19 protein-coding genes and 1 pseudogene are annotated in these 15,708 nt (G+C 61.8%); 17 read left to right on the plus strand and 3 right to left on the minus strand.

Translation table 11 applies throughout. The features are described from left to right. Positions 1-75: 75 nt before the first annotated feature. Positions 76-318: a hypothetical protein gene (locus AB1446_07180; GenBank protein ID MEW6546682.1), complete on the minus strand. Its 243-nt coding sequence runs from the start codon at positions 316-318 to the stop codon at positions 76-78. A gap of 17 nt (positions 319-335) precedes the next feature. Next, a complete protein-coding gene (locus AB1446_07185; GenBank protein ID MEW6546683.1) occupies positions 336-1,067 on the minus strand; it encodes a hypothetical protein in 732 nt (243 codons plus the stop codon). A gap of 658 nt (positions 1,068-1,725) precedes the next feature. On the opposite strand from AB1446_07185, the gene AB1446_07190 reads away from it, so the two are divergent. The 10 genes from AB1446_07190 (at position 1,726) to AB1446_07235 (ending at position 11,350) form a co-directional block, all read left to right on the plus strand. Further along, positions 1,726-1,947, plus strand: a complete 222-nt coding sequence (locus AB1446_07190) for a hypothetical protein (GenBank protein MEW6546684.1) — start codon at positions 1,726-1,728, stop codon at positions 1,945-1,947. Continuing rightward, positions 1,944-3,422, plus strand: a complete 1,479-nt coding sequence (locus AB1446_07195; GenBank protein MEW6546685.1) for a sodium/proline symporter — start codon at positions 1,944-1,946, stop codon at positions 3,420-3,422. The genes AB1446_07190 and AB1446_07195 overlap by 4 nt, the downstream gene beginning before the upstream one ends. Before the next feature lie 97 nt (positions 3,423-3,519). Then, entirely contained in the window at positions 3,520-4,047 is a 528-nt protein-coding gene (locus AB1446_07200; GenBank protein MEW6546686.1) for a hypothetical protein, read from the plus strand. A gap of 52 nt (positions 4,048-4,099) precedes the next feature. Further along, positions 4,100-4,855 (plus strand): glucose 1-dehydrogenase, encoded by a 756-nt coding sequence (locus AB1446_07205; protein ID MEW6546687.1) that lies wholly within the window; start codon positions 4,100-4,102, stop codon positions 4,853-4,855. 27 nt (positions 4,856-4,882) lie between these two features. Beyond that, a complete protein-coding gene (locus tag AB1446_07210; GenBank protein MEW6546688.1) occupies positions 4,883-6,070 on the plus strand; it encodes a M20 family metallopeptidase in 1,188 nt (395 codons plus the stop codon). Beyond that, positions 6,063-7,283, plus strand: coding sequence for a M20 family metallopeptidase (locus tag AB1446_07215; protein ID MEW6546689.1), 1,221 nt, complete (start codon positions 6,063-6,065; stop codon positions 7,281-7,283). Before AB1446_07210 ends, AB1446_07215 begins: the two co-directional genes overlap by 8 nt. Further along, entirely contained in the window at positions 7,240-8,079 is an 840-nt protein-coding gene (locus tag AB1446_07220) for a 3-oxoacyl-ACP reductase family protein (protein MEW6546690.1), read from the plus strand. The genes AB1446_07215 and AB1446_07220 overlap by 44 nt, the downstream gene beginning before the upstream one ends. A 127-nt stretch (positions 8,080-8,206) precedes the next feature. Next, positions 8,207-10,330, plus strand: a complete 2,124-nt coding sequence (locus AB1446_07225) for a sigma 54-interacting transcriptional regulator (protein ID MEW6546691.1) — start codon at positions 8,207-8,209, stop codon at positions 10,328-10,330. 569 nt (positions 10,331-10,899) lie between these two features. Beyond that, the gene (locus tag AB1446_07230) at positions 10,900-11,097 is read left to right on the plus strand and encodes a type II toxin-antitoxin system Phd/YefM family antitoxin (protein MEW6546692.1); all 198 of its coding nucleotides are present in this window, start codon (positions 10,900-10,902) and stop codon (positions 11,095-11,097) included. Continuing rightward, on the plus strand, positions 11,090-11,350 hold the full coding sequence (locus AB1446_07235; GenBank protein MEW6546693.1) for a type II toxin-antitoxin system RelE/ParE family toxin: 261 nt from the start codon (positions 11,090-11,092) through the stop codon (positions 11,348-11,350). The genes AB1446_07230 and AB1446_07235 overlap by 8 nt, the downstream gene beginning before the upstream one ends. 477 nt (positions 11,351-11,827) lie before the next feature. On the opposite strand, the gene AB1446_07240 is transcribed toward AB1446_07235, so the two are convergent. After that, positions 11,828-12,154, minus strand: a complete 327-nt coding sequence (locus AB1446_07240) for a hypothetical protein (protein MEW6546694.1) — start codon at positions 12,152-12,154, stop codon at positions 11,828-11,830. A 676-nt stretch (positions 12,155-12,830) separates the two neighbouring features. Between AB1446_07240 and AB1446_07245 the strand changes: the two genes are divergently transcribed. From AB1446_07245 to AB1446_07275, 7 genes and pseudogenes are all read left to right on the plus strand, one after another. After that, positions 12,831-12,977 carry a hypothetical protein gene (locus tag AB1446_07245; GenBank protein MEW6546695.1) on the plus strand — a complete coding sequence of 49 codons (147 nt, stop codon included), beginning with the start codon at positions 12,831-12,833 and terminating at the stop codon, positions 12,975-12,977. A gap of 102 nt (positions 12,978-13,079) precedes the next feature. Continuing rightward, complete coding sequence (locus AB1446_07250) at positions 13,080-13,286, plus strand: hypothetical protein (protein MEW6546696.1); 207 nt, start codon at positions 13,080-13,082, stop codon at positions 13,284-13,286. Positions 13,287-13,371: 85 nt separating this feature from the next. Further along, on the plus strand, positions 13,372-13,713 hold the full coding sequence (locus tag AB1446_07255) for a helix-turn-helix domain-containing protein (GenBank protein ID MEW6546697.1): 342 nt from the start codon (positions 13,372-13,374) through the stop codon (positions 13,711-13,713). Positions 13,714-13,759: 46 nt separating this feature from the next. Further along, positions 13,760-14,065, plus strand: coding sequence for an IS66 family insertion sequence element accessory protein TnpB (tnpB, locus tag AB1446_07260; protein ID MEW6546698.1), 306 nt, complete (start codon positions 13,760-13,762; stop codon positions 14,063-14,065). Positions 14,066-14,124: 59 nt separating this feature from the next. Continuing rightward, positions 14,125-14,337, plus strand: a pseudogene (locus AB1446_07265) (IS66 family transposase). 47 nt (positions 14,338-14,384) lie between these two features. After that, positions 14,385-14,684, plus strand: a complete 300-nt coding sequence (locus AB1446_07270; protein MEW6546699.1) for a 3-methyl-2-oxobutanoate hydroxymethyltransferase — start codon at positions 14,385-14,387, stop codon at positions 14,682-14,684. 21 nt (positions 14,685-14,705) lie between these two features. Further along, a complete protein-coding gene (locus AB1446_07275; protein MEW6546700.1) occupies positions 14,706-15,653 on the plus strand; it encodes a 2-dehydropantoate 2-reductase in 948 nt (315 codons plus the stop codon). The last annotated feature ends 55 nt before the right edge of the window (positions 15,654-15,708 follow it).

The raw sequence follows: 15,708 nt of genomic DNA on the forward strand, positions 1-15,708 counted from the left end.
CCATTCTCGCCGCAGTTTCTGCCGCGCACCACTCGCCATCACGGACCCTCCCCGAATTGATGAACTTCGGGGAGATTATCCTTCAGCGCCGAGCAGCACACCAGGTGGGTACAGTTTGACGCTTACGTTCTCGCACACCTTCGCGTACCGCCCCGGCCTCCCCAGGGCCCGCCGGGCCACATGCTGCCTGAGCTTCATGCCCACGATGTACTGCCAGCCCGCATCAGCCAGCCTGGCCAGATTGGCCTCCGATACCATCCCCCGGTCAAGCACCAGGATGGGCTTTGTGGCCGGTACCCGGCCAAGCAGCGATTTCACCGCCTCCTCCAGGCTCCTCAGGTCGGCCGTGCTGCCGGCAGGGTGAGGTGGCCTACCGGCAACCCCTCCCGGGTCGTCATCAGCCCCAGCACGAGCTGCCTCTTGTCCGGCCTCCTGTCCCGGCTGTACCCGAACTCCGCAAGGCCCTCCGGGCCATCCCCTTCGAAGTAAACGCTGGTGGTGTCAAACAGGCACAGGCTGGCGTCCACCGCCACCAGTTGCCCCAGCGCAGGCAGGAGCTTAGGCTCAAGCCGCGGCCAGACGTGGTAAAGCACGTCCAGAGCCCGGTACAGCTGGTGAAGCGAGAGCCCTCCGGCTCCCTCCACGTGAGCGGTCCTCAGCCACTCGCACACCTTGCGTTCGGACGACGGGCTGTGCAGCCTGGCAAACACCATCGCCCGTACTGCAGCATCCAGGTCAAAGGAGATCTTCCTGTCCCGGGCGAGTTCCCGGAACCAGAATCCCAGCCCCAGCTTCTCCCACAGCCGGTCCAGGGCCCAGGTGCTCCCGTATACCTTCCCGCCCCGGCTGCGCACGTCGCCGGGCCCTCTCACCACCGCCACCCGGTCTGTGAGGCTGGCCAGTGAATCCACAAGCCGCGCCATTGATTCCGGGTCAAGCCGGTCCACCCTGCCCAAGCTGGCGATCACCCTGTGCCTCGGCTTGCCCTTGTCCCAGTAGCTTTCGACGAGCTGGGCGTATGTATATACCTGCCCTCCCGACCTCACCCGCGTGCGCTTAAGGAACATGCCGACCACCTCTGCCACTATTGTACTAGTGGCAGAGATCTCGGGCAAGCCGCTCAGAAAACGCATGCGTTGCCACTATGATACTCTGCTGCTCGCGCAAACGCTTGCCGCACAAGGCTCTGGTGGGACCGGTCTCGGGAACTGTCAAAGATGCGTCCGAAAATCGTTGAGCTACTGGACTTGGTGACGGAAGGGTTCTGTTGCGACCTGGGCAAGTAGGTGCGGAATCAACTGCCTGAGGAATTGGGGGTGGGGGTACAAGAACGCGGCGCGGGAAAGTCCTCTGTCAGAGGATCCATGCGAAAGCTTCACGTAGTCGCCGGAGGTTGTGCGTGAAAACGAGGCCGCCCTTGGGGGCATGGATCGAGGTTGATTATCGCGTCGATCCTGCGAGTCATCTAGGCCTCCCCGGTTGCCCCTAGCATTGGCGGCTGAGATGGCCTCACGCCACGATTGGGATTCCCAAAGTCCGTTTGAAGCCCACCCAATCTTTTTCCTGGGGGCGGGACTGCTCTAGGATTCTTGAGCTACTTGGATCACGGTCCCTGCTTCCTTTTCACGCTCTGGCATGAGAATTGCGTAAAGCGGTGTGCAGAGGAAGGGGCGCCCGCCAGGGGTGTCGTGGAAGCACAGGCTACAGGGAAGGGAGGTGTGTTTCGTGAACAGCGGATCGGGCGAGTGGGTTCGGGTGCCGTGGTTCCGTTTCATCGGTATGAGCTTGTTCCTGCTGCTCATGGCGCTGGCACCATTCGTCAGGTGGCCGGCAGGGCCTGCGTCGCTGGACTGGGGAGTCTGGATGGTGTGCTACTTCGCTTACTTGGTTCTGCTGGCCTCCTCGGTAGCCCACGTGATTCTTGCTGAAAGGAGGGAGAAGGAATGACCGAGGCGATTGTGGCCAACCGCGTGTGGTATATTTCCGTGCTTGCTGTTTACCTCTTGGGGATACTGGCATTGGGTACCTACTTTACGCGCCGTATGAAGACAGACGAAGACTTTTACGTTGCTGGAGGCAAGCTCAGCGCTGTGGTAACCGGTGCGTCGTACTCCGCCACCCAAATCAGCGCGGGTACGTTCATTGGCGCCGTGGGAGCAGCAGCCACGATGGGTTACAACTACGTCCCCGTTGCCATCAGTGCTACGGCGGCGCCGTGGTCGACCTTCTTGTTCATTGGTGAGCGGGTGCGCCGGGTCGCAGGGAGGATCGGTGCGCTGACTTACGGTGACATACTGGAACGGCGGTTCGGGCCTGCTTGCAGGCTCGTGTATGCGGTGATTATCGTCTTGTTCTATGTGCCCCTCCTCGTGGCACAGTTTAAGGGTGCCGGCAACATAATGCAGGTACTGCTGGGCTGGGATTACGTTCCGTCGGTGTTCCTGTCTGCGGCTATTGCGATCTTCTATACAGCAGCGGCCGGCATGCTTGGCGACGCATACAGCGATCTGATCCAGGTCATCGTGATGGTGGTCGGCCTGATCATCCTGCTCCCCACCGCCGTCAGTGCGGCGGGTGGATTCGCTGGCATGCATGCCAAGCTTGCCACAATTGACCCCAAGCTGGTTCACCTCGCCGGCATCATGCCTGCCATCTGGGGTTTCTCTAACATCATCCACTGGTCCGTCCTCAACATCGGAGGCGCACCGCACGCTATTTTCCGGTTCCTGGCGGCGAAGGACGTGAAGCAGTTGCGTCGGGCGCTACTGTGGGCGCTATGTTTCAATGGCTTTCTCCTGTTCGCCTGCGGCATGCTGGGGCCAGTCGGGCGGGTGATGTTCCCCACGCTTAAGGATCGGGACCTCACGACGCCGCTGCTTGCGGCCACTCTGCTCCACCCATTGTTGACGGGTCTCATGCTCTCCGCCATCATCGCCGCCATCATGTCCACGGTCGACTCGGTGATGGTGCTGGGGGCGTCGGCAGTGTGCCGGGACATCTACCAGCGATTCATGAACCCGCAGATGACCCCGGCGCAGCGTCTCAAGATATCCCGCATCGTCACAATTATCCTGGGGCTTATTGGGGTGGTGGGTGCCGTGCGCCCCATTACTGCCGTGCAATGGTTCGTGGCCTTCTCGTTCGCCGTAGGAGCTGCTGCCTTCACTTTTCCGCTGCTATTCGCGATGTGGTGGCCACGCGCGACCAAGGATGGTGCCCTGGCAGGTATGGTGGGTGGCGCTGCGGTCTGCCTGTTCTGGTATGGCCTTAGCTGGTCGTGGTACAGGTCGTTTTCCAAGTTCCCATATGGCATATGGCCCTCGATCATAGGCACCGCAGTTTCCCTTGTGCTGACCGTGGCTGTGAGCCTGCTCACCAAGCCTGCGCCCAAAGAGGTCCTGCATGAATTCTACGCTCCATGAGAGTGTGCGGGGCGGCAGTGGGGGCTGCGGATCGAGCATGGTTGCAGCGTTTCTTCTCGGAGCAGCCCCCAGTGCCGCCCTCCTCGGGGGTGTGCCGGTGGGCTACAAGCTTGTGCCGTGCCTTCTGACTCTAGAGGCTGCTACGGCAGTGGTTGAGAAGACCGCCCGAGCGTGCGGAGCCGTGGTTCGTTGCTGGGAGGGGCGGCTGGCGTATCTGCCCGTGTGGGTTGCGCACACCCTGTGCACGGTGCGCCAGCCTTTTGGCGGAACGAGGAAGCTGCCCTTGCTGGTTGGTGCTGACGGCTGGTCCGGGGTGGTCGCGGTACTGGCCGGCGCACCGCTGTTCCAGGTCGTCGAGGAGGTCAGGGCCGAGGAGTTGCTCCTACCCGTCCGGTTTGGTCCGGCCGATTTGGAACCACTTGTCGTCAGGGAGGCTCAAGAGTACCTGATGAGCCGGTGGAGGCAGCTCTCCGAGGTGTCCGTGCTGGCCATGGACTTGCTCTACAGGCCGGTGTGGGTGTGCCTCGACGAAAGGCGCAAGGTGAGGATGGTTGACGGTCACACCGGAGAGCGCCTGTACCACTTGGATAGGATGAGCGAGAGCCTGGTTTCGCTGTTCGTGTAGTTTGTGCCGCGGCAGGCGTGCGGCACCAGATAAGAGAGGAGGTAGGGCTGCCTTGCGTCTTGCGGGTTGCAAAGCGGTGATAACGGGGGCTGCAAGGGGCATCGGTCGCGCCATTGCCCATGCTTTTGCCCAAGAGGGTTGCGACCTAGCCGTTAACGCCTTGCACGAGGAGGGGTTGAGAGCCCTGGTGCAAGAGCTGGAAGGCCTGGGCGTCTCGGTGCTCCCGCTCCCCGGCGATGTGTCCGACCACGGCCTAGCCAGGGAGCACGCAGCCACGGTACAGCGGGCCTTTGGCCGGGTGGACTACCTTGTGAACAACGCGGGGGTGTCGCAACCCAAGCTGGTGGCGGATCTTTCCGAGGAGGAGTGGGACCGTACCCTGGCAATCAATTTAAAGAGCGGCTTTAACTGGACCCAGGCATTCTTGCCTCTGCTCATGGCAGCACCTGCCCCTGCGGTGGTGAACATATCTTCCATTAGTGCAAAGCACGGGGGTGGCTTCGGTACGGTCAGCAAGGCGTGCTATGCTGCTTCCAAAGCGGGTGTTTTGGGCTTCACCCGCGGCCTCGCCAAGGAGTTGGCCCCCAAGGTGCGGGTAAACGCTGTGTGTCCGGGTTTGATCGCGACGCCCATGACCGCGCGGCTCGTGGAAAGCCCCCAAGCCCCGGAAATCCTCAAGACCATCCCCCTCGGCCGTTTCGGCAGACCCGAGGAAGTGGCTGCGGTGGTGCTGTTCTTGTGCCTCCCGGAGGCCTCGTACATCACAGGGGAAGTCGTGGACGTCAACGGAGGAATGCTCATTGACTAAGCATGGCCTAGCGGGGAGGGAAAAGTGATGGCCGAACGCGTAAACCCAGAGCGACTTCTGGATTTAGCTCGTCGCCTGGTGTGCATTCCCAGTATCAACCCCCCGGGCGAGTACGGTCGGGTGGCGGCAGAGGTAGAGCAGGCGATGAGGGAGGCCGGTCTGGTTACCCGGGTCGTAGAGGGCGAGCCGGGTAAACCGAACGTGTTGGGAATCCTGCCGGGGTCGGACCCGGCCCGGCCGGTTTTGCTCCTCAGCGGGCACATGGACGTGGTACCCGCGGGCGACCCGGGTGCCTGGCAGGAAGACCCGTTTAGCGGTAGGGTGGTGGGGGGGTATTTGTGGGGCCGCGGGACGGCGGACATGAAGGGTGCTTTGGCGGCGCAGGTAGAGGCGGCTCGGGTGCTGGCCGCGGGCCGCCGCATGCCGGGTTCGCTAGTGGTGGCCGCGACGGTGGACGACGAGACGGCCGGGCCGATGGGGATGAAGTACCTCATCGAGTCCGGGTGGCCTTCGGGCTTGCCCTTACCCTTCCTGCACGTGCTGGGGGAAGCCAACGACCTCAATGTGACGGTGGCGTTCAAGGGCAGGGTCTGGTTCCGCATCGCGACCAGGGGCGTTGCCGCCCACGGAGGCGCCCCGGAGACGGGCGTCAACGCGGTCGAAAAGATGATTGAGCTGTTCCGGCACCTGCGGGCACTGCCGGGCCGGGAACACCCTCTTATGGGGCGGGACACTCTGAACTTGGGCACTATTCGGGGAGGGGAAAAAGTGAACATCGTCCCCGATTGCTGCGAGGCGACGTTTGACTACCGCGTTTGTTCTCCGTGCTCGGCAGCGGAAGCTGAAGCGCGCTTCCGGCAGGTTGTAGAAAAGTTGAGCCGAGAGGATTCGGAGTTCGTAGTGAGCCGGTTTGAGGTGTTCGAGAAGAGGGATCCGCTGGAAGTTGACCCCGATGGCAGGGCCGTCCGCCTGGTGCGCGAGGTGGTCAGGGATGTAACCGGGCGCGAGCCCCGTCTGCTGGGGACCCTTTCTGCGGGGGATGCGTACTACGTGCTTCAGAAGTCCATCCCCGCCGTATGGGTGGGACCGGGCGACAGTTCCCTGTTGCACGCCGCCAACGAGCGCATAGCCGTACGCGACCTGGAAGTAGCCGCCCTCGTTTACGTCGAGCTGGCACGGCGAGCCTGTTCGGGTGGCTGGAAGAAGGATGAGTGACATGCCCCACCCGGTGCTGGATTGGATGTATGCGCAGCAGCATGTCATGGTGCAAGTTCTGGCGGATCTGGTCGCCGTGGATACCGGGCCTGGTTGTGCTGACGGGATCATGGCGGCCGGCAATATCCTTCTTGAGTTGCTGAAGCCCGTCGGTGTGAAGGTTACCGAGTTCCCTTCCGATAAAGGGAGGAACCTCCTTGTCGAAGGGGGTAAGGGGACAGGGTTGCCCGTTCTCATTCTCGGCCATCTGGATACTGTTTTTCCCAGGGGGACGACTGTAGCTCGACCGTTTCGAATCGAAGGCGATCGGGCCTGCGGGCCAGGAGTGTGCGACATGAAAGGAGGCCTTGTGACGGCTGTCTTTGCTTTGCGGTATCTGGCCTTGGAAGAGGGTGACCTTCCGCCTGTGATCGCGGTGTTCAATGCGGACGAGGAGACGGGGTCTCGTACATCGCGTAGCCTTATTGAGCAGGTGGCCCGGCGGAGCGCTGCTGCATTTGTCATGGAGCCGGCGCGGCCGGACGGATCTGTTGTGGTGAGGCGTAAGGGGGTGGCCTGGTATCGGGTGGTGGTGCGGGGACGGGCGGCCCACGCTGGTTCCGAGCCAGACAAGGGATCCAGTGCTGTGGAGGAACTGGCCCATAAAATCCTGCAGTTCAGTGGTCTCAACGATCCCTCGGTGGGTCTCACCGTCAACGTAGGCCGCGTGCTCGGGGGTACTGCGGCCAACGTGGTGGCGGAGCACGCCGAAGCGGACGTCGACCTGAGATTCTGGCGCGAGAGTGACCTCGCCCGAGCAGCGGCGACCATGCGGGAGCTGTGTTCAAAACCCACGATACCCGGGACGGGGTGTCAGCTGGAGGAGGTGGTTTCCCGCCCGCCTCTGGAAGTGACGCCCGAGAGTGCGGTCCTTCATTCCGTCGTACAGGATGCGGCCAGGGATTTGGGGTTTGCTGTGGAAGGCGCGGCCACCGGGGCGTACTCCGACGGCAATATCGCCGCGAGTGTCGGTATACCTGTGGTCGATGGGATGGGCCCCGTTGGCGGTGGCACGCACAGCGACCACGAGTACGTCGAACTGGGCACGCTTCCGCAACGGGCTGCTTTGCTGGCTCTGTCAATCAGGCGCGCGGCCCAGCAGTTGGCTCGGGGTGGGGGAGGTGATCAGGGTGGCTGGTCTACAGGATTGCCCCTCTCGCCCGCTTGCTGGTAAGGTGGCCGTGGTGACCGGCGCCTCACGAGGGATCGGAGCCGCCATCGCGCGTGAGTTGGCCCGGCGCGGCGCCGCGGTGACGGTTGTGTCACGCACTGCGGAAACGCTCCAGCCGGTGGCGCAGATGATCCAGGACGAGGGGGGTACCTGCCTGCCGCTGGCGGCGGACGTGAGGGATACTGCTCAGGTGAGAAAGCTGGTCGATTCCACCTATGGGGAATTCGGGCGCGTCGAAATCCTGGTGAACAATGCCGGCTTATACCCCGTCACGCCCTTCCTGGATCTCACCGATGAGGAGTGGGACGAGGTGGTGGCCACCAACTTGCGCGGCCCGTTCGTGTGCTCACGAGAATTCGCACGCCGGATGGTGGCCGATCCGCGTTCCCGGCGTGGCACGGCGGACGGCGCAACCCCCCAACCCTGGGGTCGCATCATCAACATAAGTTCAACATCCAGCCTGCTCGCGCGCCCGGGCATCGCCCACTATTCCTCTTCGAAGGCGGGCGTCAACGGCCTCACAAGGGTGCTGGCCATAGAACTGGCCCCTTACGGCATCACAGTGAACTCGGTTTGCCCCGGTCTCATAGCCACCGAGACCATCGTGGCTCAGGCTCAGGATCCCGGTCGTCAGGCAGAGCACCGTGCCAAGCTGGCGCGCATACCTCAGGGTCGATGCGGTCAGCCCCAGGAAGTTGCAGCAGTGGTTGCCTTCCTGGCCTCCGACGAAGCGGCGTATATCACGGGAGCTGTCATCGTCGTGGACGGCGGCTACACCTTGGGCATTCCCGGTTATTAGTCCCTCCGTGGCCCATCGCGTTTCTCCCGGGGTACACCCTGGGCCGGTTCCGGCGTGGCAGGATCGTATGCCGGGGGCATCCAAAATGCATAGTAGGAGCGAAGGGTGTCAGAGGGGCAGCGCACAGATGTTGGGTGACGGACGGGTGTGCCGTGTGGTCGTGGTGGCGAGCGACCGGCTGGTGTTCGAGGTTTTCCGCCGGCAGTTGCTGGACTTTTTCGGGTCTGCCATCGACATCGAAGAGGTGGTCCTGGAGGAATGGGAACCAAAGCCGCTGCAAGCCCGCATCGTGGTTGCGTCCTGTAACACGGTTGCCGACCGTATAAGGGCCTACCTGGCCCCCGATGCGCAGTTACTGGTTGCGTGCCGAGCCATAGACCCTGCGAACCTGGAAGAACTGTTGCGGCTTCCCCCTAATACGCGCGTGTTGCTGGTTAGCAACTTCATGGAGACGGCCCTCGACACTATCCAGATGCTGAAGAGGCATGGACTCACGCACCTCGAATGGAAGCCCTACGTGCCCGGTGCCGGCAGTATGCGAGAGGAGGCTGATGTCGCTGTCACGTGTGGCCTCCCTCACCTGGTTCCCCGCGGCGTGTCTCGGGTGGTAAACATCGGCGTGCGCAAGCTGGATGTCTCCACCCTCGTCGCCCTCCAGTTGGCCGCCGGCGTGCCGGTCGAGAGGATAAACTACATTTCCATAGGCTACCTGGATGAGATAGTGAAGACCACGCGCAAGTACTTGCAGGAGGCCGAGCGTGCGGCCCGCCTCGGGGCCCAGCTTGAAGCGATCCTGGACAGCATAGGGATAGGCGTTGTGGGGGCAGACCTCCGCGGGCTGGTCACTTTCTGTAACAGCGAAGCTCATGCTATGCTGGGGGCGAAGCCGGGGGAGACGGTGGGACGCGCCGCACGAGAAGTGCTTCCGCAGGTTGATTGGGAGGCAGAGGGGTGGAAGGAAGGCTCCGGTGTCCAGGTGGTTGAGGCAGCGGGGAACCGCTTGGCGGTTAGCGTGCTGCCTGTCACGCGGAACGGCGAGATGTTCGGTAGCGTTGCGATCCTCCGGCGGGTGACGGAGGTTCAGTCCACCGAGGCAGAAGTCCGGTGGCGTCTGACTAGGTCAGGGTACCTGGCAAAATACCGGTTTGAGGACATCATCGGTATGAGCGACGTTATGGCCAGGCTCAAGAGTCAGGCCATGCAGCTTGCGGCCAGCGAGTTGCCCGTCCTTATTGTCGGCGAAACCGGTACTGGGAAAGAGTTGTTTGCGCACGCTATTCACCAGGCATCACGGCGTCGTGACGGACCTTTCGTGGCCATCAACTTTGCTGCTGTCCCCGAGTCGCTGGTGGAAAGTGAGCTGTTTGGCTATGAAGAGGGTGCGTTCACGGGGGCGCGGAAGGGCGGAAAACCTGGGCTCTTCGAGCAGGCGCACCGAGGAACCCTTTTCCTGGATGAGGTTGCAGAAGCACCTCCGTCTATTCAGGCGCGGCTGCTCCGGGTGCTCGAGGAAAAGCGCGTCCTGCGCGTTGGGGGCAGCCGCATGGTTCCCGTAGATGTACGTATCATCGCGGCCACAAACCGTGATCTGGTGGAGTTGATGCGGAGTGGCCGATTTCGGCCGGACCTGTACTTCCGACTTCATGTGCTGCCACTGCACATCCCGCCACTTCGCAGCCGGCCACAGGACATACCGGACCTGATCCGGCACTTTATGAGCGAGAAAGGATACCGCTTCACCCTTGACGCCAGCGCACTGGATATCCTGATGTCTTACCACTGGCCCGGAAACGTTCGCGAACTGGAGAACCTCCTCGCTTACTTGGCTGTGACTTGCGGTGCAGGAATCGTGTCAGCTTCGCACTTGCGCGCTCTTCTGCTTCCGGACCACAGCCGACCGGAGCCTGCGGGAGGCCTCGACGCTGCTTACCCCGTAGAAGAGCTGGCTAGCCGTCTCGCAGCCTCGGGGTGCGATCGACTGGCAGTGGAGGTGTTGATTCGGTTGCACTCCGATTCACAAGTGGGACGCCGTTCGAGCCGACGCCGCATCTTGAGCCAATTGAAACAAAGGGGGTATGATGTGAGCGAAGGGCGGCTGCGTTCGCTCCTTCAGTTGTTTGCCCAGTATGGCTGCGTACAGCCAGGTCCCACCCGGCGGGGAACGGCCATCACGCCCAAAGGTTACAAGCTGTTACGCTTATTGGACAGTGAGGTGCGGGAGCCAGAGAGTCTCACGGCGTGGAGGGCGTGACGGCATCGTGTTCCGGTGGAACGGACCGAGGCACCTCCATGTTTCCGTAATAGTCCATGAGAGGCACTGGCTACTCACAGTTGGCCTGTTCAACAACTCTGGATCCACTTTTGGGCAGGACGGAGCTATGGCTGTGATCTTGGGCGTCGGCTCGGGCGGAGCACGCCGAAGCAACCGACCATGCCGGTCTCGGGGGACGTGGCGCCTATAGCGGCCTCGGCGTAGTAGCCTGAGTCGCCTGGGCCTCAAGGGAAACGTGAAGTGTGGGCTGCGTGCGATTGGAGGACGCATTGAAGAGGTCGAGGGGCTGGCTATCGATTCGACAACGGACGTTGTCCGACGGACGGGAGCACGCGCTTCGGGGATCGGTGTTCTCCCGTAGGCGGAACCTGACGGGCGTGTTGCCCTCCGGGCTTCCGTTGGAAGACGTCTTGGGGCGGGGCTGCTGTTGGACGTGCGGGTGCCCGACCTGCCGGACAACGTCACGGGGGACCAGCGGCGGGTTGCAAGCGGTGCAGTCCGGTGTTACTCTAGTACCGTCAGCCCAGTCAGCTTTGGGGGAGATGGGTATGCGGCGTAGGGTGCCGCGCTTGGTGGTGGAGGACGGCAAGGCAACTGCTGTGATCCTCGATATTGAAGTCTATCGGGAGATGCTCGAGCGCCTTGAAGACCTTGAGGATTTGAGGATGTTGGAAGAGATTCGGAAGAGGCCGTTGGACTTGCAGAGCCTGGAGGACTTCTTGGCGGAGCACGCCTCGGATGTATGAGGTTTTTCTGGAGAGGACGGCGCGGAAAGACCTGGAGGCCCTGCCAGCACGGGTCTTCCGCCAGGTGATTGCCTGCGTCCGCGGTCTGGCCCATAATCCCAGGCCTCCTGGGGCGAGGAAGATAGTCGGATCGGACAACGCCTGGCGGGTGCGCGTGGGAGACTACAGGGTGGTCTACGAGGTCGATGATGCGGCCTTTCGGGTCATTGTGTACCGGGTAAGGCACCGGAAGGAAGCGTACCGGGGCCTGTGATGGGTTGCCCATGCGGTAATGGCAGTTCCCTTGGGTCGTCTGGCAACATGAGATATCGGAAGCTCGGTGCGGAGGTGTCCGGGATCCGGCTATCCAGGTACCTGGCGGTGTAGCACCTTGAGCCACGCCGCGGCCAGATGCAAAGCTGCCATTGGGGGTGACTTATTATGCGTCGGTGTGATGTGCGGCCCGGTTACTGGTTGGTCACCGAAGATGGGGCCATTCACTCTCTGTCCGCGGACCCCAAGTGTCCGCGATGCGGAAGGGCAAACTGGTGTAGTACTCACTCCTACACCTACTTCAAGTGGTGGTTGGGGCTATCAAGAGCGCTCGGGGGCCCTTCGAACGAGGATGAACTCCCCGTCTTCCGCACGCGGGAAGAGGCAGCCAGCGAAGCGCAGAAGAAAGGGAAGCCTTCCGCGGCCCGGCCCTGTCCGCTGAGCACCCATTCGGATGCGGAGGGCAGGTGCGGATACGCTATCCCAGCATGCTGTGCGGATTAGCTAGACTCCCGAAGTAATCTTCCACCTTGGCGCTGCAGTTGACGACGTGGTTCTTCATCGTACCCGGGTCGCGGGAGCGTTTCCCCAGTTGTTCGTTCACGAGGGGAGTGGTGGTGCTGGTGATCGGGTGCATTTCGGGAGCGTGGAAGGGCCCTGCATGACGTCCACCACGTTTGTGGGTGAGCTTGCGGCCCATGTCCAGCACCGTTCCTCCAGTGGGGGGCAGCACCGCGAAGCGGTCCTGGTACGTTTCCAAGATGGCCACTATGGTGCGGCACAGCTTTTCGGTTTTGACCTCCACGCTGCCTCACACGTGAACGACTCGGTCGAAATACCACGGCGCGGAAAGTGAATTGTCCGACACGCGGTGATGTCGGTGGGTTGCCGGCTACCTCCCGCGCTGCGAGGTTGGTTACCTCCTGGTAGAACCGCTCCGAGGAGGCGGGGGTGCAATCGTGCCACTGCCTCAGCAGGGCCAGGGAAGCTTCCCGCTCCCGGCCAGGAGGTGTCTTGGGCGGAGGCAGCACGCCGTTTTTCGGCAACCCTGTCCGGGGCAGCCTCCTTGCTGTCCCAGTAGCGGGCCCAGAGTTCCAGCCAGAGGCACCAGAGCAGGAGCGTGACGCGGATTGCATCGCCACTTTTGAGGTGGTGAGCAGGCCGTTCTGCTTCACCCGCCATTCCTCAAGGTCCGAGACCCTTTAATCTATCGGAGCCACTCCCACCTCACAAGGTTGCAGCCACCGGAGGCTACCTCCTGCCAATGCAGCTGCAGGGAAGCTTCTGCCAGCAGCGAATATGTTTACGCCGAGCAAGGAGCAGGAGGTATGCCAAGTTGGAACAGTACATAGACCGGCTTACGCAACTCAGAACTGAGTTGTCCCTCGCCTCCGAGCGCGGGGACTCGGCAAGGCTCCTGACACTGTCTCAAGAGCTTGACCGCCTCGTCCTGGACATCATGGCCGAGATGAGGGTGAGCCGTGGAACTGGAACAGCTGTGCAACAGGATCAGGCAGCTGTGCCGGGAGGTGACGGCCACCGAGTCGGAAGCAAGGCGGAAAGAGATCCTACGGGAGTTGCTGACCCTTCTCGATCATTTGATTGACGTGCTCAAGCGCGAAGAATAACGAACAGGCGCCCCTGCTGGGGTGCCTTCAGCTTATAGTGTGGCCTCCGGAACTCAACCCCGGGCATGGCGGCTCACCTTTACGCAGGCTCAGGTGTCAAGTGTGGCAGACACCCTTCTATCGCGGGTTCTGGATGAGCTTCCCGTGCTGGTGCGGGCCTGCCGCCTGCTGGAAGCGGCGAAGAGCGGCGCGGACGAGGACGTGAGCAACGCTCTTGCGGCGCTGAGGGAGGCTGTGGTTTCGGCTTCGGCTGCGGCTGGCGCCCTGGAGTTGTGGGCGGAGCGGGCGAGGCTGAGGAAGCCGAGCTAAGGTAAGCGTCAAACTGTACCCACCTGGCTTGCTGCCCGGAGTTGAAGGATAATCTCCCCGAAGTATGAATCGGGGAGGGTTTGTGGTGACCAGGGCCGAGCGGGAGAAAGAGCGACAGGAATGGGAGACCCGCATCGCGGAGTTCAGGGCGAGCGGACAGAGCGTGAGTGAGTGGTGCGCTGCCAACGGCATAAAGCCTGGCCGGTTATGGTACCGGTTGCGTCAGGAGAGACGCCAAGGGAAGGTCGACAGGGGAAGCGGTGTGGCGCCGATATGGCTGCAGGCAACGGTGACCGGCCCGGCTTGCACCGAAGAACAAGACAACAAGAGGCTCATCCGGATAGGCGAGGCCAGCGTAGAGGTGAGGGCCGGGTTTGATCCCGAGTTGCTTTCCGGCTGGGTGCGGGTACTGTTGGCCATATGCTGAGCGATAGTCCCGTGGACCGGGTTTACCTTGCCTGTGGCCGACCGACCTGCGGAAGTCCATCGACGGGTTGGCAGTGCTCGTGAAGGAATCCTTCGATCTTGACCCTTTCTCGAGCAGCCTCTTTGTCTTCTGCAACCGGCAGAGGGACAAGGTCAAGATCTTGAGGTGGGACCACAACGGGTTCTGGCTGTACTACCGCCGCCTGGAGCGGGGCAAGTTCCAGTGGCCGCCGAGAACAGGCGAGAACATCCCCGTGGCGATCGATTACCGTCAGCTGCGCTGGCTCCTTGACGGGCTGGCCTTGAAACAGCCCAAGGCGCACCCGGAGGTGAAAGCAAGAACGATCGTGTGAGACTGCATATTCCGTCCAAATTAGGAGGAATTCGGCGATAGATGTAGAATAACACAGATATGGACAATTCATCCTCCGGCATGACCATAGAAGAGCTAAGAGAACGCTGCGCTCTGCTCGAACAAGAAAACGCTGAGCTGACAGCCAAACTGAAGTGGTTCATGGAGCAGTTCCGCTTGATGAAGCACCGTCAGTTCGGGGCCTCCAGCGAACGGACGGTTCCCGGCCAGGAGGAGTTTTCGTTCTTCAACGAGGCGGAAAGAGAAGCCCGGCCTGAGGAGCCGGAGCCACCGGTGGAGACGATCAACCTGTTGGACAGTTGATCACTGAAGCTGTCAAGGTACCAACTATCGGGATAGGCGCGGGGCCCCATTGCGACGGGCAGGTGCTGGTCCTCCATGACATGCTGGGCCTGTTCGAACGTTTTGTGCCAAAGTTCGTTAAACGTTACGCGCGGCTAGCCGATGAAGCGCGGGAGGCTCTTTCTCGTTTTGCGTTGGAGGTTAGGGAGGGTCAGTTCCCGGCGGCAGAACACTGCTACCCGATGAAACCGGAAGTAGCAACCGAGGTGCGTGCCCGGCTGGTTCAGGCCGGCCACCTAACGGAAGTGCCCATGTGAGATGAGGTGAACGTTGTGGCCGTGCCAGTATTGAGAGTCGGCGTTGTTGGTGCTGGGGCCATGGGGTCTCTGTTTGGGGGGTACTTGGCTGCTGCGGGTCATGAGGTGTGGCTCGTAGACAAGTGGGCCGAGCACGTCAGCGCGATAACCGAGCATGGACTGCTTATCATGGAACCGTCCGGTGAGGAGAGGATTGTGCGGGTGCGGGCCACTACCGAGGTCGGCGAGGTAGGTCAGTGCGATCTCGTACTGGTTTTTGTGAAATCGTACCACACCGCAGCGGTCGCGAGCGAACTCACCCCTATCGTCGGTTCCGGCACTGTGGTGCTTACTCTTCAAAATGGATTGGGCAACGTGGAGGCTTTGGCTGAGGGTGTTCCGAGAAACCAGATCTTGGCGGGCACCACAGGGCAGGGTGCGAATGTGCTGGGACCGGGGCGTGTCCACCACGCTGGCGTTGGTGAAACAGTGATCGGTGAGTTGGACGGCCGCGTAACTGAACGTCTTCGGCTGGTCAGCCAAGTCTTCAACGAGGCTGGGCTGCCCGCTTCGACCAGCACGAATATCGAGGGGATAATGTGGGGCAAGCTGCTGGTCAACATCGCCATAAATCCCTTGACGGCGATCTTACGGGTACGTAACGGCCAGCTGCTCGATGTGCCCGCGGCAATGGAGGTGATGAAAGAGGCGGTCTCGGAAGGATTGGAAGTAGCTCGCCGCGCCGGAGTGCACATCCCGTACAGTGATCCTTGGTTAAGGGTGTTGGAGGTAGCTCGGCTCACCGCAGCCAACCGTTCGTCTATGATGCAGGATGTGGAGGCTGGCCGAAGGACTGAGATTGACTTCATCAACGGAGCAGTGGTCAGGGAAGGGGTGCGCCTCGGGGTGATCACTCCCGTCAACCTAACCCTGACGCGGCTAGTGCATTGCCTAGAAACCACGGGGACGCGTATTTTTAATCAACCGTGATGGTAATCAAGGGAGGTGAAATAGCGAGTCGCGTTAGGCTGTCCGGACTAGACGG

It is taken from the genome of Bacillota bacterium (assembly GCA_040757085.1).
In the GTDB taxonomy this organism is placed as follows: domain Bacteria; phylum Bacillota; class Sulfobacillia; order JACIYH01; family JACIYH01; genus JACIYH01.